We start from the raw sequence: 16,051 nt of genomic DNA on the forward strand, positions 1-16,051 counted from the left end.
AGGGTAGGGCCCTTGACACCTGTGACCGCTCAGTCTTGTAGGGACTTTGCGAGGCGAGTATCCTCGGCGATCCGTCGTCCAACAGTAAAAAGCGGAATGCCGATATGTCTGATTTGAAAACTGCCGCTCTCGAATATCATGCCCATCCTCGTCCAGGAAAGCTGAGTGTCGAGCTCACCAAAGCCACTGCTACCGCACGCGACCTGTCGCTGGCGTACAGCCCCGGTGTAGCCGAGCCCGTGCGTGAAATCGCCCGCGATCCCGAGCTGGCCTACAAATACACCGGCAAGGGCAATCTGGTTGCAGTGATTTCTGATGGCACCGCGATTCTCGGCCTGGGTAACCTCGGCCCATTGGCCTCCAAGCCAGTGATGGAAGGCAAGGGCGTACTGTTCAAGCGCTTTGCCGGCATCGATGTATTCGACATCGAAGTTGATTCCGAAAGCCCACAGGCCTTCATCGACACCGTCAAGCGCATCTCCATCACCTTCGGTGGCATCAACCTGGAAGACATCAAGGCACCTGAGTGCTTCGAAATCGAAAAGGCCCTGATCGAACAGTGCGACATCCCGGTTTTCCACGATGACCAGCACGGCACCGCGATCGTTACCGCGGCCGGCATGATCAACGCCCTGGAAATCGCTGGCAAAACCCTGTCTGACGCGAAGATCGTCTGCCTGGGCGCGGGTGCTGCCGCCATCTCCTGCATGAAGCTGATCGTGAGCATGGGCGCCCGCCTTGAAAACATCTACATGGTCGACAGCAAGGGCGTGATCCAGTCCGAGCGTACCGACCTGAACCAGTACAAGGCGATGTTTGCCCATCCGTCCTCCAAGCGCACCCTGGCTGACGCCCTCGACGGTGCTGACGTGTTCGTCGGCCTGTCCGGCCCGAACCTGCTGAGCGCCGAAGGCCTGAAGTCCATGGCGGCCAACCCGATCGTGTTCGCTTGCTCGAACCCTGATCCGGAAATCGCCCCGGAACTGGCACACGCCACCCGTAACGACGTGATCATGGCCACTGGCCGTTCGGACTACCCGAACCAGGTCAACAACGTACTGGGCTTCCCGTTCATCTTCCGTGGTGCCCTGGACGTTCGCGCCAAGCGCATCAACGAAGAGATGAAAGTGGCTGCCGCCAATGCCCTGCGTGAACTGGCCAAGCTGCCAGTACCTCAGGACGTGTGCGACGCCTACGGTGGCGCCAAGCTGGAATTCGGCCGTGAGTACATCATTCCCAAACCAATGGATAAGCGCCTGATCACCTTGATCTCCGATGCCGTGGCCAAGGCCGCCATCGAGACCGGCGTGGCTACCCTGCCGTATCCGAAGAACTACCCGCTCAAAAGCGTGGATGATGTGTTCAACGTCTAAACCGTTGTAGCGCACCAACAAAAAGCCCCGGCTCTTGCGAGTCGGGGCTTTTTTGTGGCTGTGCACAACAGGGGCGTGCATATAACCCCTTGTGGGAGCGGGCTGTGTTTATCAGAACAGATCGATCGGCGCCGACTCATCCGCCGGCAACGGGCTGCCCGGTGCCACGCCATTGCCCAGTTCATTCATCGATGGCGGCGTGTCTTCGCTCTTGAACAGTTCGAAGTACGCATTCGGCGTGCCTGGTGCGGCGGCGCGGCCGCTGATCGGGTCGATACGCAGGCTGAGGATGCCTTCCGGCTCCGCCTGGGTGTGGGCCGGCTTGTCCTTGAGAGCACCGGCCATGTAGCTCATCCAGATCGGCAGCGCGACAGTGCCACCGTATTCGCGGCGACCGAGGCTTTCCGGCTGGTCGTAGCCCGTCCACACGGTGGTGATGTAGTCAGCGTTGTAACCGGAGAACCACGCATCCTTGGATTCGTTGGTGGTACCGGTCTTGCCCGCCAGGTCCGTGCGGCCCAGGGCCAGGGCTCGGCGGCCGGTGCCGCGCTTGATCACGTCCTGCAGCATGCTGGTGAGGATATAGGTGGTACGGCCGTCAACCACGCGCTCGGCCACTGCCGGTGTTTGTGGGGCAGGCACTGCGTCGGTTGGTGCGGCGCCAGGCGTCGGCTCGATGGTGATACCGCCGTTGGCCGGTGCGGCCAGGCCATCACTTGCGGCAACGCCCTTGGGCACGCTCGGCGGGTTGGCGACAAACAGCGTGTCGCCGTTGCGGCTCTCGATCTTGTCGATCAGGTACGGCGTGACCTTGTAGCCGCCGTTGGCAAGCACACTCCAGCCGGTGGCGATCTCCATTGGCGTGAGGGTCGCGGTGCCCAGGGCCAGCGACAGGTTGGGCGGCAGGTCCTGCTTGTTGAAGCCGAAGCGGGTCATGTAATCAATGGTCTTGCCCACGCCCATCGCTTGCAGCAAGCGGATCGACACCAGGTTACGCGATTTGTACAGCGCTTCGCGTACGCGGATCGGGCCGAGGAAGGTGTTGGTGTCGTTCTTCGGACGCCAGACCTTGTCCAGGTACTCGTCGACAAACACGATAGGTGCGTCGTTGACCAGGCTGGCGGCGGTGTAGCCATTATCCAGCGCAGCACTGTAGACAAAAGGTTTGAAGCTGGAGCCCGGCTGGCGTTTGGCCTGCATGGCGCGGTTGTAGTTGCTTTGCTCGAAGGCAAAACCGCCGACCAGGGCACGGATTGCGCCGTTCTGTGGGTCCAGGGATACCAGCGCGCCCTGGGCGACCGGGACCTGGCTGAACTTCAGGCTGTCATCCTTCTGGCGCTGCACGCGGATCAGGTCGCCGACCTGGGCCACATCCGACGGCTGCTTGGGCATTGGTCCCATGCTGTTGGTGTTCAGGAAGGGACGGGCCCACTTCATGCTGTCCCACGCTACATGTTCTTCGCCGCTGCGGGTCAGCACCTGCACGCCATCTTTCTTCACTTGGGTGACGATGGCTGGATCAAGGCCGCTGATCGAGCGCTGCTTGCCCAGTTCGACTGTCCAGGCGCTCAGGGTCTTGCCAGGCAGGCGCGATTCCGGCCCGCGGTAGCCATGGCGCTGGTCGTAGGTGATCAGCCCTTCATGCACGGCGTTGTTGGCGATTTCCTGCAAATTGCTCGGAATAGTCGTGGTGACGCGGAAACCTTCGGTGTAGGCGTCGCTGCCATAGCGGCCGACCATTTCGGCGCGGGCCATCTCGGCGATATACGGTGCGCTGACTTCTGGCGTCGGTACGTGGTAGCTGGCGTTCAGCGGCTCGGCTACCGCGGTTTCATAGGCGTTCTGGTCGATCTTGCCCAGCTTGTACATGCGGCCCAGGATCCAGTCGCGACGCTCCTTGCTGCGGGCTGGATTGGCCAGCGGGTTGAAGCGCGAAGGCGCCTTGGGCAGGCCGGCAATCATTGCCATTTGTGCCAGGCTGGCATCACGAATCGACTTGCCGTAGTACACCTGGGATGCCGCCTCGATCCCGTAGGCACGGTTGCCCAGGTAGATCTTGTTGACGTACAGCTCCAGGATTTCATCCTTGGTCAACTGACGTTCAATCTGCAGCGCCAGGAGGATTTCCGTGGCCTTGCGCGAGAAGCTGCGCTCGCTGGTGAGGAAGAAGTTCTTCGCCACCTGCATGGTGATGGTGCTGCCGCCCGACTGAATGTGTCCGCTTTTTACCAGCTGCGTAGCTGCACGCACCAGGCTGCTGGGGTCCACGCCATAGTGGTTGGCAAAATTATCGTCTTCGGCCGATAGCAGGGCGTTGATGAAATTGGGCGGAATATCGGCGAAACGGATCGGGGTGCGGCGCATTTCGCCGAACTCCGCGATCAGTTTTTCATCGCTGCTGTAGACCCGCAAAGGAATCTGCAACTGGATACTTCTAAGGGTCTCTACCGAGGGCAATCCCGGGCTAAGGTAGAGATAGGCGCCGCTGAACACGAGCAGCAGCCCGCAAACGATCGCAACGAAGGAGTACCCGAAAAACTTCAGCAGACGAATCAAGGCTTTTGGATTTCCAGAGAAAAGAATGAGTTAGGTGTCGGGATAGGCATGACTTAAAGATGTATCGACCCGACCTGCAGATAAAAAGCGGGAAAAAACGCTGGGCATTAAAGCATTTTTCGCCTCGGGGCGTCATGGGCGCCACTCAACCGAGCCGACCGAATGCATCAAACCCGGAACCGACCAGCCCTGAGACAGGCAAAGCTTTAGGGAGTTTTATGAAAAAGGGATTTTTCAGGCGAAAAGCCGATACCGTACTGGGTGTGGACATCCAGGATAGCGGCGTCAAGGTACTGGAGCTGGCCCGCGCTGGCGATGGCTATGCAGTGCACGCGTATGCGAGCCAGCCTTTGCCGGGCCATGCGGTGGTCGACAGTAATATCGTTGATCTGGAGGTTGTCGCGCAGACCATTTCCAAGGCATTGTTCCGCGCGCAGATCCATCTCACGCATGCGGCAGTTGCCGTGGCGGGACCTGCGGTGATCAGCCGGGTGGTTGCGCTGGAGGCGGGGCTTGAGCCCGATGAGATGGAGCAGCGGCTGCTCTGCGAAGCCGACCAGTACATTCCTTATCCGCTGGATGAGGTAGCCATTGATTTTCAGGTCCAGGGCCCGTCGGGTCGTGAACCCGGTTATGTTGATGTACTGCTTGTGGCGTGCCTCAAGGAGCAGGTGGAAGCGCGCGAAGCGGTATTGGCCCTGGCCGGCCTGGTTGCGCGAGTGGTGGATGTAGAGGTGTTTGCCCAGGCGCGGATGACCGAGCAAGTGGTCGCGCGGATAGTGCCGGGGAGTGGGATCAATAGTGCACAATGGGCTGCCGATGCCCAGGGATTGCGGGTCGCCTGCGGTTTGGCCCTCAGGAGTTTCGATTGATGACAAGAATCAACCTTTTACCCTGGCGTGAAGAGCGCGCTGAGCGCCGTCGCAAGTTTTTCCTGATTTTTCTGTTGCTGATCACCACTATTGCATTGGCCGCCGTATGGCTGGCCGACCGGGTCATCGATCGCGCGATTGATCGACAAGTGGCCCGCAACAACCACTTGAGCAAGCAAGTCACGGTATTGGACTCGCGCATCAAGACCATCGATGAACTGCGCGAACAACGCCAGCAACTGATGGAGCGGATGAAGGTGGTCGAAGATCTCCAGGGCCATCGCGCCTCGGGCCAGCAATTGTTCGAGCAGTTGGCCCGCGCGATGCCGGATGGCGTTCAATTGAGCGAGGTCAGTGTCAGCGGTACATCGGTAGAGGTCACCGGCACGGCGGTGTCCAGTGATGATGTCGCCCGGCTGATGCGCAGCCTGGAAGCTTCCAACACGTTACGTGCGCCCAATCTGCGCCATGTACGGGCCGAGGAGGGGGGCGCGGGCAGTGCCTTCCAGTTGATGGTGGACCATGGGGAGCACCAGGAGACGCAGCGGTGAACCTTTCGCCCGGCCTGCCCAGGCTGGCGATCCCGGAACTCTCCACGCTGTACCGCAACATCGCCCACTGGCCATTGGCTGGCAGACTTATGGTGGGCGCCGTGCTCGCCTTGCTGGCGCTGGTTGCGGGGGATGCTGTGTACCTGGGCGGCGCGCGCGAGGACTTGCAGCGTCAGGAGGCGGGAGAAACAGCGCTGCGCCAGCAGTTTGCGGCAAAAGCCCGGCAAGCCGCCCAGCACGAAGGGCTGGTGCGCGAGCTTGAAACCCAGCGTGCCGCTTTCAGCGAACAGTTGCGCCAGATGCCGACGCTGACGCAAATGCCCGACCTGTTGGAGGATCTCGCCCGGCTGGGGCAAGCCAGCGGGGTACTGGTCGAGCAGCTCAGTGTGCTGGACGAGCGGGTGCAACCGGTGTTCGTCGAGCGACCGATGCAACTCAAGCTGCTGGGCACCTATCACGACCTCCTGACCTTCGTCAGTGGCGTGGCCGGGTTGTCGCATATCGTTACCTTGCATGACTTTGTCATTCGTCCCGTGGATCCCCAGGATGGCGCATTGCTGAGCCTGACGATGCTCGCCAAGACCTATCGATACAGCAACCTGGGAGCATTGCCATGAACCGCCTCAAGGTTGCGGGTCTGGGCCTGGCACTTCTTGCTGGATGCGACAGTGACCCGCAGTTGCAGGCGCTGAATGATGAGTTGCAACTGATTCGCCAGCAGGCAGTGCCGCTTGCTGACGAAACGCCTGTAGCAATGCCGGGGCTACGGTTTGTCGCCAGCGCGCCACCCCTGCGTGACCCTTTCCAGCCCCCTGACCAGCCGGCCAGTCGCCCCACCGGCAAGCCCGGATCTGCGCCGGATCTCGACCGCCCCCGGCAGTTTCTCGAAGGATTTGCCGTGGATCAGTTCCGGATGGTCGGCACGCTGTCGCTTGGGGCGCAGACATTTGCCCTGCTGCGCGGCACGGCAGGTGTTCATCGCCTGGCGGTGGGGGATTACCTGGGGGGTGATCATGGGCGCGTCGTAGCGATCCATGAGGGGCAGTTGGAGTTGGTCGAGCTTTTTCCCGATGGTGAGGGTGCCTGGCTTGAGCGCCCGCGCACCTTGGTGCTGAACGTGAACTCATAACGGAAGCAAGAAAATGAAAAGGATTATTTCGTCCTTCGGTGTGGCGCTATGGATAGCGTTCACAGCACCGATGACTGAGGCCGTGCCCAAGCGGATCGACCTGATTCAGTTGCCACCTCCCGGCGCTTCGCCCGTGAATGCCGGGCGTGGCACGTATAGCGGCGACAAGCTCTCCCTCAACTTCCAGGACATCGAGGTGCGCGCCGTCCTGCAGCAGATTGCCGACGTCGCCGGCCTCAATCTGGTGGCCGGCGATGATGTGCAGGGCTCGATTACCTTGCGCCTCAAGGACGTGCCGTGGGACCAGACCCTGGACCTGGTGCTGCAAGCCAAAGGTCTGGACAAGCGGGTGACGGCCAATGTGCTGTTGGTGGCGCCGGCCGAAGAGTTGGCTGCGCGCGAGCTGCTGGCCCTGGAAACGCGCAAATTGATGACCGAGCTGACGCCACTGCGGCGGGAGCTGCTGCAAGTCAATTACGCCAAGGCGTCTGAGCTGGCCAAGCTGTTCCAGTCAATGGCCGGGCCTGAAGGGGCGGCCGATGAGCGTGGCTCCGTGGCGGTGGATGACCGAACTAACCACATCATCGCCTACCAGACGGGGGAGCGCCTGGCCGAGTTACGGCGCATCGTCGCGCAGCTGGATGTTCCGGTGCGCCAGGTGATGATCGAGGCGCGGATAGTCGAGGCCAATGTCGACTATGACAAAAGCGTCGGCGTGCGTTGGGGCGGGTTGCTGCGCAACAAGGGTAATTGGAGTGGTGGCGGGGTCGATAAAACCCCGCCAGGTGAGGGCGAGTCTCCCGATAGCTCGCCGTTCGTTGACCTTGGAGTGGTCAACGCGAGCTCCGGTCTGGGCATTGCGTTTATCACCGATAACGTGCTGCTGGACCTGGAACTCACCGCCATGGAAAAAGGTGGCAATGGCGAGGTGATTTCCCAGCCCAAGGTGGTCACTTCCGACAAGGAGACTGCGCGGATTCTCAAGGGCACCGAGATCCCTTACCAGGAGTCCACGTCCGAGGGGGCGACCTCGGTTTCGTTCAAGGAGGCTTCGCTGTCCCTGGAAGTGACGCCGCAAATCACCCCGGATGGCCAGGTCATCATGGAGGTCCGGGTGACCAAGGATGAGCCGGACTACCTGAACAAACTCAATGATGTGCCGCCGATCAAGAAGAACGAGGTCAACGCCAAGGTCCAGGTCAAGGACGGCGAGACCATCGTCCTGGGTGGGGTTTTCTCTAAAAACCAGAGCAAGGTGGTAGATAAAGTGCCATTTTTGGGCGATGTGCCGTATCTTGGCCGCCTTTTCCGGCGTGATGTCGTTGCCCAAAGAAAATCCGAGCTGCTGGTATTCCTGACTCCGCGTATTATGAATAACCAGGCGATTGCTGTGAGTCGTTGATTCTGTGCGAAATTTGATTCTTGTAGGGCCGATGGGGGCTGGAAAAAGCACCATCGGCCGTTTGCTGGCCAAAGAGCTGCGCCTGCCATTCAAAGACTCCGATAAGGAAATTGAATTGCGCACGGGCGCCAATATCCCGTGGATCTTCGATAAGGAAGGCGAACTGGGCTTTCGTGACCGCGAGCAGGCAATGATTGCCGAGCTGTGCGGCTGCGATGGCGTGGTCTTGGCCACCGGCGGCGGTGCGGTGATGCGCGAGGAAAACCGGCGGGCGCTGCGTGCCGGCGGTCGGGTGGTCTATTTGCATGCGTCGGTCGAGCAGCAAGTCGGGCGCACCGCTCGCGATCGCAACCGACCGTTGCTGCGCACCGCCAACCCTGAGAAAACCCTGCGGGACTTGCTGACGCTGCGCGACCCGCTTTATCGGGAAATCGCCGATCTGGTGGTGCAAACCGATGAACGGCCGCCACGAATGGTGGTTCTCGACATTCTGGATCGTTTGCAGCAACTGCCGCCCCGTTAAAGCCAGGGCCGAAATGCGCTATTCTCGGCAGCGCGTTACAGCCGTCCGAGTTGTGGCGTAGAGCCATCAGGCAGCGCTCGACCTCGACGGTGCCGACAACGTTAATACAGGGCAGGACGCCTGCTTCCATCTTCAGCGCGGGGACACATGCAGACACTTAAGGTCGATCTTGGCGAGCGTAGCTACCCGATCCATATTGGCGAAGGTTTGTTGGACCAGCCCGAGTTGCTCGCACCGCATATTGCCGGGCGACAAGTGGCGATCATCTCCAATGAGACGGTGGCGCCGCTCTACCTTGAGCGTCTGAGTCGCAGCCTTGCGGCGTATTCGGTGATCTCGGTGATTCTTCCCGACGGCGAAGCGTTCAAGAACTGGGAAACCCTGCAACTGATCTTTGACGGGCTGCTGACCGCGCGCCACGACCGGCGTACTACAGTGGTGGCCCTTGGCGGCGGTGTGATCGGCGACATGGCCGGTTTTGCGGCCGCTTGCTACCAGCGTGGCGTGGATTTTATCCAGGTGCCGACTACCTTGCTGTCCCAGGTCGATTCGTCGGTGGGCGGCAAGACCGGGATCAACCATCCGCTGGGCAAGAACATGGTCGGTGCGTTCTACCAGCCCAATGCCGTGCTGATCGACACCGCGACGCTCAATACCCTGCCGCCTCGCGAGCTGTCGGCGGGCCTGGCGGAAGTCATCAAGTACGGGCTGATCTGTGACGAGCCGTTCCTGACCTGGCTTGAAGAACACGTCGATGCCTTGCGCAACCTGGACCAGGTGGCGCTGACTGAAGCCATCTCCCGCTCCTGCGCGGCCAAGGCGCTGGTGGTCAATGCCGACGAGCGTGAGTCTGGCGTGCGCGCCACCTTGAACCTGGGGCACACCTTCGGCCATGCGATTGAAACCCACATGGGCTATGGTGTCTGGTTGCATGGCGAGGCCGTAGCGGCTGGCACGGTGATGGCGTTGGAGATGTCGCAACGTCTGGGCTGGATCACGGTCCAAGAGCGTGACCGTGGTATTCGCCTGTTCCAGCGCGCCGGATTGCCGGTCATTCCTCCCGAGGAAATGACCGAGGCTGATTTCCTTGAACATATGGCAATAGACAAGAAAGTGATCGATGGTCGTTTGCGTCTGGTGCTGTTGCGCCGAATGGGCGAAGCGGTAGTGACCGACGATTATCCGAAAGAGATTCTACAGGCCACGCTGGGAGCGGATTACCGCGCCCTGGCCCAGCTGAAAGGTTAACCAGATCCCGATGACTAGTTTGCATGCCGACGAGGCTTTCCTCGGCCATTACCAGTTGAGCCACGACCCTTTTGCACCACGGGTCCCCGGTTTCAAGTTTTTCCCTGCACAACGCAAGCCTGTGTTGGGGCAGTTGCACCACCTGGCGCGCTACAGCCAGTTGCTATTGGTGGTCACAGGCCCCTTGGGCAGCGGCAAGACGCTGCTGCGCCAGGCCCTGGTAGCCAGCACCAACAAGCAATCGGTGCAGAGCGTGGTGGTTTCCGCCCGTGGTGCCGGCGATGCGGCAGGCGTGTTGCGCCAGGTTGCCCAGGCGCTGGATGTGGCCAATGCCGAGCCGACCGCGATTCTCAAGCAAGTGGTGCAACTGGGTTTGACCGGCCAGGAAGTCTACCTGCTGGTGGACGATGCCGAGCAGCTCGACGAATCCGCGCTGGAGGCCTTGCTGGCCCTGGCGGCCGGTACGCCGGAAGGTCGTCCCCATGTGTTCCTGTTCGGTGAGGCGTCGCTGATTGCCGACCTGGAGCAGCTCAGTGGCGAGCAAGAGCTGTTCCACGTCATCGAATTGCAGCCCTACGAAGAAGAGGAAACCCGCGAGTACCTGGCCCAGCGCCTTGAAGGTGCGGGCCAGGGCATCGAACTTTTCTCCGCCCAGCAGATCTCTGATATTCACGAAAGCTCCGACGGCTGGCCTGGCACCATCAACCAGGTGGCCCGGGATGCGATGATCGAAGCCATGATTGCCAGCCGCTCAGCGGTTAAGCGTCCAAAGATGGGGTTCACCATGCCGAAGAAACACGTACTGGCGATTTCTGCTGTTGTCGTGGTTGCCGTTGCCGCCGCCTGGTTGATTCCAGGCCGCAGCAAGGCACCGACCGCTCCAGGCGCGCCTACCGAGCAGGCACAGTTGCCACTGGGCAAGCCCACCACCAACGGCGCACCTGCCGTTGAGTTCGCCGGTTCTGGCCAGCCTACCAACCTGCCGATGGTCGGCCAGCCGGTCATGCGTGGCCCGTTGGCAGAAGAAGCAGGTGGTATCACCGAAGGCGATGATGGCGTACCGGTAGAAGGCTCCAGCGCCACGCCTCCGACCGTCACCACCGTGGCTCCACCACCTGGCGCAACCGCAAGCCCTGCACCTGTCCCGGCGGCCAAGCCAACGCCTGCGCCGACTCAGGTCGCTACCGCCAAGCCAGTCCCGGCACCAGTGGTCAAGCCAGCGCCAGCCCCTGTGGCCAAGCCAGCTCCCGCCGTCAAACCTGCGGAAAAATCGGTCACCGTGGCCAAGGCCGCTGCCGGCAGCGGCTGGTACGGCAGCCAGCCAGCCAAGAACTACGTGGTGCAGATCCTCGGCACCAGCTCTGAAGCCAACGCCCAGGCGTTCGTGAAAGAGCAGGGCGGCGAGTACCGTTATTTCAAGAAAGTGCTCAACGGCAAGCCTCTCTACGTGATCACCTACGGCAGTTTCCCGAGCCGCGCGGCAGCCGACTCCGCTATCAAGGCCTTGCCAGCGAAGGTCCAGGCTGGTAAACCTTGGCCTCGCACTGTTGCCAGCGTTCAACAAGAACTCGCAACAACTCGCTGAAGATCCGGCGACCTTACCCAGGTCGCCCTCCCAGCACCTCAAAAAACAACAAAGCGTGCAGCCCTGAAGGCCGCGCGCTTTGTGGTGTCTGCGTTACAGTAGCTTTTGAGTAGTAGCAGTCAGAATTAAAAAAGTTTTGACTAGCACAGCATATCGCTTTAAACCTTTCATAAATGCGACATAGATTTGCGACAGTTCGTCGCCAAATTTGTGGGCGTCTGTGTCGGTGTGTACAATGACCTCCCTTTTGCCCCCGCTAAGCCGGCGTACGTTCGGCGTGGAAGGTAACCGGTTGAATTGAAAAGAAATTTGCCTCGAAATAAGAGGCAGCCTGGTGAGAAAGTGTCTATGAAAGCAGGTCTGTACCAACCCGATGAATTCAAGGATAACTGTGGTTTCGGCCTGATTGCCCATATGCAGGGCGAACCCAGTCATACCCTTTTGCAAACGGCCATCGAGGCCCTGACCTGCATGACCCACCGCGGTGGGATCAACGCTGACGGCAAGACCGGTGACGGTTGCGGCTTGCTGATTCAAAAGCCTGACCAGTTCCTGCGCGCAATCGCCAAGGAAACCTTCGGCGCCGATTTGCCCAAGCAATACGCGGTGGGCATGGTGTTCTTCAATCAGGACCCGGTAAAAGCCGAGGCCGCTCGCGAGAACATGAACCGCGAGATCCTGGCCGCTGGCCTGCAGTTGGTCGGCTGGCGCAAAGTGCCGATCGACACCAGCGTACTCGGCCGCCTGGCCCATGAGCGCCTGCCGCAGATCGAACAAGTGTTCATCGCAGGCGATGGCCTGAGCGACCAGGACATGGCGATCAAGCTGTTCACCTCCCGTCGCCGCTCGTCCGTGGCCAACGCCCTGGATAGCGACCACTACATCTGCAGCTTTTCCCACAAGACCATCATTTATAAAGGCCTGATGATGCCGGCGGACTTGACCGCCTTCTATCCAGACCTGAGCGATGAGCGCCTGCAAACCGCGATCTGCGTGTTCCACCAGCGCTTTTCCACCAACACTCTGCCGAAATGGCCGCTGGCCCAGCCATTCCGCTTCCTCGCCCACAACGGCGAGATCAACACCATCACCGGCAACCGCAACTGGGCCGTGGCCCGTCGCACCAAGTTCGCCAACGATTTGATGGACCTCGAAGAACTCGGCCCGCTGGTCAACCGCGTGGGTTCCGACTCTTCAAGCATGGACAACATGCTGGAACTGATGGTCACCGGTGGCATCGACCTGTTCCGTGGCGTGCGCATGATCATTCCGCCAGCGTGGCAGAACGTCGAGACCATGGACCCGGACCTGCGGGCGTTCTATGAGTACAACTCGATGCACATGGAGCCGTGGGACGGCCCGGCCGGCGTGGTCATGACCGATGGTCGCTACGCGGTGTGCCTGCTCGACCGCAACGGCCTGCGCCCAGCGCGTTGGGTGACCACCACCAACGGCTTCATCACCCTGGCCTCGGAAGTCGGCGTGTGGAACTACCAGCCTGAAGACGTGATCGCCAAAGGCCGCGTGGGCCCTGGGCAGATCCTTGCCGTGGACACCGAAACCGGGCAGATCCTCGACACCGATGCCATCGACAACCGCTTGAAGTCGCGTCACCCCTACAAGCAATGGCTGCGCAAGAACGCCCTGCGCATCCAGGCGACCATGGAAGACAACGACCATGGCTCGGCTTTCTATGACGTCGACCAGCTCAAGCAGTACATGAAGATGTACCAGGTCACGTTTGAAGAGCGTGATCAGGTACTGCGCCCCCTCGGCGAGCAAGGCTACGAAGCCGTCGGCTCCATGGGTGACGACACGCCAATGGCCGTGTTGTCCCAGCGCGTGCGCACGCCATACGACTACTTCCGCCAGCAGTTCGCCCAGGTGACCAACCCGCCGATCGACCCGCTGCGTGAAGCCATCGTGATGTCGTTGGAAGTGTGCCTCGGTGCCGAGCGCAATATCTTCCAGGAATCGCCAGAGCACGCGTCGCGCGTGATCCTCAGCTCGCCGGTCATTTCCCCGGCCAAGTGGCGCTCGTTGATGACCCTGGACCGCCCAGGCTTCGACCGGCAGATCATTGACCTGAACTACGACGAGAGCCTCGGCCTGGAAGCCGCTGTGCGCAACGTCGCCGATCAGGCAGAAGAAGCGGTGCGCGCCGGTCGCACCCAGATCGTGCTGACCGATCGCCATATCGCTCCAGGCAAGCTGCCGATCCACGCGTCCCTGGCCACCGGCGCGGTACACCACCGCCTGACCGAAAAAGGCCTGCGCTGCGACTCCAACATCCTCGTCGAAACCGCCACCGCCCGCGACCCGCATCACTTTGCGGTATTGATCGGCTTTGGCGCCTCGGCGGTGTATCCGTTCCTGGCCTACGAAGTGCTGGGCGACCTGATTCGTACCGGCGAAGTGCTGGGCGATCTGTACGAAGTATTCAAGAATTACCGCAAAGGCATCACCAAGGGCTTGCTGAAGATCCTGTCGAAGATGGGCATCTCCACCGTCACGTCCTACCGTGGCGCGCAGTTGTTCGAGGCCATCGGTCTGTCGGAGGAAGTTTGCGAACTGAGCTTCCGTGGCGTGCCAAGCCGCATCAAGGGCGCACGTTTCGTCGATATCGAAGCCGAACAGAAAGCCTTGGCGGCCGAAGCCTGGAGCGCGCGTAAGCCGATCCAGCAAGGTGGCCTGCTCAAGTTCGTACACGGTGGCGAATACCACGCCTACAACCCGGATGTGGTCAACACCCTGCAAGCCGCTGTGCAGCAGGGCGACTACGCCAAGTTCAAGGAATACACCGCGCTGGTGGATAACCGCCCGGTGTCGATGATCCGCGACCTGTTCCAGGTGAAAACCCTGGACACGCCGATGGACATTGCCGAGGTCGAGCCACTGGAGTCGATCCTCAAGCGCTTTGACTCCGCCGGTATTTCCCTGGGTGCCTTGTCACCTGAGGCCCACGAAGCCCTGGCCGAAGCCATGAACCGCCTGGGGGCGCGTTCCAACTCCGGCGAAGGCGGTGAAGACCCGGCGCGCTACGGCACGATCAAGAGCTCGAAAATCAAGCAGGTCGCCACTGGCCGTTTCGGGGTGACCCCGGAGTATCTGGTCAACGCCGAAGTGCTGCAGATCAAAGTGGCCCAGGGCGCCAAGCCCGGCGAGGGCGGCCAACTGCCAGGCGGCAAGGTCAACGGTCTGATCGCCAAGCTGCGTTACGCGGTGCCTGGCGTGACCCTGATCTCGCCGCCGCCACACCACGACATCTATTCGATTGAAGACTTGTCGCAGCTGATTTTCGACCTCAAGCAAGTCAATCCCAAGGCCCTGGTCTCGGTGAAACTGGTGGCAGAAGCCGGCGTGGGCACCATCGCTGCCGGCGTGGCCAAGGCCTATGCCGACCTGATCACCATCTCCGGCTACGATGGCGGCACTGGCGCATCGCCGCTGACTTCCATCAAGTACGCTGGTGCGCCGTGGGAGCTGGGCCTGGCCGAGACTCACCAGACCCTGCGCGGCAACGATCTGCGCGGCAAGGTCCGGGTACAGACCGACGGCGGCCTGAAAACCGGCCTCGACGTGATCAAGGCCGCAATCCTCGGTGCCGAAAGCTTCGGCTTCGGTACCGCGCCAATGATCGCCCTGGGCTGCAAATACCTGCGCATCTGCCACCTGAACAACTGCGCTACCGGTGTGGCGACGCAGAACGAGAAGCTGCGCAAGGATCACTACATCGGCACCGTCGACATGGTGGTGAATTTCTTCACCTACGTCGCCGAAGAGACCCGCGAGTGGCTGGCCAAGCTCGGCGTGCGCTCCCTGGAAGAGCTGATCGGTCGTACCGATCTGCTGGACATCCTCCAGGGCCAGACCGCCAAGCAGCACCACCTGGACCTGACGCCGCTGTTGGGCAGCGATCACATCCCGGCAGACAAGCCACAGTTTTGCCAGGTCGAGCGCAACCCACCGTTCGACAAAGGCCTGTTGGCCGAGAAAATGGTCGACATGGCCGGTTCCTCGATCAATGACGCCAGCGGTGGCGAGTTTGCCCTGGATATCTGCAACTGCGACCGTTCCATCGGCGCGCGGATTTCCGGCGAAATTGCACGCAAGCACGGCAACCAGGGCATGGCCAAGGCGCCGATCACTTTCCGCTTCAAAGGCACGGCCGGCCAGAGTTTCGGCGTGTGGAACGCCGGCGGCCTGCACATGTACCTCGAAGGCGATGCCAACGACTACGTGGGCAAGGGCATGACCGGCGGCAAGCTGGTTATCGTTCCGCCGGCCGGTAGCGTCTACAAGACCCAGGACAGTGCCATCATCGGCAACACCTGCTTGTACGGCGCCACCGGTGGCAAGCTGTTCGCCGCCGGGACCGCCGGTGAGCGTTTCGCCGTGCGTAACTCCGGTGCCCACACCGTGGTTGAAGGCACTGGCGATCACTGCTGTGAGTACATGACTGGAGGCTTTGTCGCGGTATTGGGCAAGACCGGTTACAACTTCGGTTCAGGCATGACCGGCGGTTTCGCCTACGTGCTGGACCAGGACAACACCTTCGTCGACAAGGTCAACCACGAGTTGGTCGAGATCCAGCGGATCAGCGGCGAAGCCATGGAGTCCTACCGGAACCACTTGCAGCACGTGCTGGACGAGTACGTCGAGGAGACCGGCAGCGAATGGGGTCGTAACCTCGCCGAGAACCTCGATGATTATCTGCGTCGTTTCTGGCTGGTCAAGCCCAAGGCTGCCAACCTGAAATCGTTGCTTTCCAGCATCCGTGCCAACCCGCAGTGATATGCGCCTGAAGAGTTT

Annotated in this window: 11 protein-coding genes; 10 read left to right on the forward strand and 1 reads right to left on the reverse strand. The window is 61.0% G+C overall.

What is annotated here, in order from left to right; all coding sequences use genetic code 11:
• Window positions 1-104: 104 nt before the first annotated feature.
• Window positions 105-1,373 (forward strand): malic enzyme-like NAD(P)-binding protein, encoded by a 1,269-nt coding sequence (locus tag FJD34_RS18340; protein WP_032862217.1) that lies wholly within the window; start codon window positions 105-107, stop codon window positions 1,371-1,373.
• Between the two features lie 111 nt (window positions 1,374-1,484).
• Here FJD34_RS18340 and FJD34_RS18345 read toward each other — a convergent pair whose 3' ends face one another.
• Window positions 1,485-3,926, reverse strand: coding sequence for a penicillin-binding protein 1A (locus tag FJD34_RS18345; RefSeq protein WP_373290112.1), 2,442 nt, complete (start codon window positions 3,924-3,926; stop codon window positions 1,485-1,487).
• A 221-nt stretch (window positions 3,927-4,147) separates the two neighbouring features.
• Here FJD34_RS18345 and pilM point away from each other — a divergent pair, with 221 nt between their 5' ends.
• The 9 genes from pilM to gltB all read left to right on the forward strand — a co-directional run bounded on the left by pilM (window position 4,148) and on the right by gltB (window position 16,033).
• Window positions 4,148-4,801 carry a type IV pilus biogenesis protein PilM gene (pilM, locus tag FJD34_RS18350; protein ID WP_065944536.1) on the forward strand — a complete coding sequence of 218 codons (654 nt, stop codon included), beginning with the start codon at window positions 4,148-4,150 and terminating at the stop codon, window positions 4,799-4,801.
• Window positions 4,801-5,352: a PilN domain-containing protein gene (locus tag FJD34_RS18355; RefSeq protein WP_032862211.1), complete on the forward strand. Its 552-nt coding sequence runs from the start codon at window positions 4,801-4,803 to the stop codon at window positions 5,350-5,352. Before pilM ends, FJD34_RS18355 begins: the two co-directional genes overlap by 1 nt.
• Entirely contained in the window at window positions 5,349-5,969 is a 621-nt protein-coding gene (locus FJD34_RS18360) for a type IV pilus inner membrane component PilO (RefSeq protein ID WP_090292794.1), read from the forward strand. Before FJD34_RS18355 ends, FJD34_RS18360 begins: the two co-directional genes overlap by 4 nt.
• Window positions 5,966-6,481 carry a pilus assembly protein PilP gene (locus tag FJD34_RS18365; protein ID WP_083204931.1) on the forward strand — a complete coding sequence of 172 codons (516 nt, stop codon included), beginning with the start codon at window positions 5,966-5,968 and terminating at the stop codon, window positions 6,479-6,481. Before FJD34_RS18360 ends, FJD34_RS18365 begins: the two co-directional genes overlap by 4 nt.
• Before the next feature lie 70 nt (window positions 6,482-6,551).
• Window positions 6,552-7,883, forward strand: coding sequence for a type IV pilus secretin PilQ (locus FJD34_RS18370; protein WP_090292795.1), 1,332 nt, complete (start codon window positions 6,552-6,554; stop codon window positions 7,881-7,883).
• Between the two features lie 4 nt (window positions 7,884-7,887).
• Window positions 7,888-8,406: a shikimate kinase AroK gene (gene aroK, locus FJD34_RS18375; protein ID WP_032862206.1), complete on the forward strand. Its 519-nt coding sequence runs from the start codon at window positions 7,888-7,890 to the stop codon at window positions 8,404-8,406.
• 147 nt (window positions 8,407-8,553) lie between these two features.
• On the forward strand, window positions 8,554-9,654 hold the full coding sequence (aroB, locus tag FJD34_RS18380) for a 3-dehydroquinate synthase (protein WP_032862203.1): 1,101 nt from the start codon (window positions 8,554-8,556) through the stop codon (window positions 9,652-9,654).
• A 10-nt stretch (window positions 9,655-9,664) separates the two neighbouring features.
• Window positions 9,665-11,239, forward strand: coding sequence for an SPOR domain-containing protein (locus FJD34_RS18385; RefSeq protein ID WP_090292796.1), 1,575 nt, complete (start codon window positions 9,665-9,667; stop codon window positions 11,237-11,239).
• Window positions 11,240-11,587: 348 nt separating this feature from the next.
• Complete coding sequence (gene gltB, locus FJD34_RS18395) at window positions 11,588-16,033, forward strand: glutamate synthase large subunit (protein WP_032862199.1); 4,446 nt, start codon at window positions 11,588-11,590, stop codon at window positions 16,031-16,033.
• Window positions 16,034-16,051 lie beyond the last annotated feature (18 nt).

It is taken from the genome of Pseudomonas brenneri (assembly GCF_007858285.1).
Lineage (GTDB): Bacteria > Pseudomonadota > Gammaproteobacteria > Pseudomonadales > Pseudomonadaceae > Aquipseudomonas > Aquipseudomonas brenneri.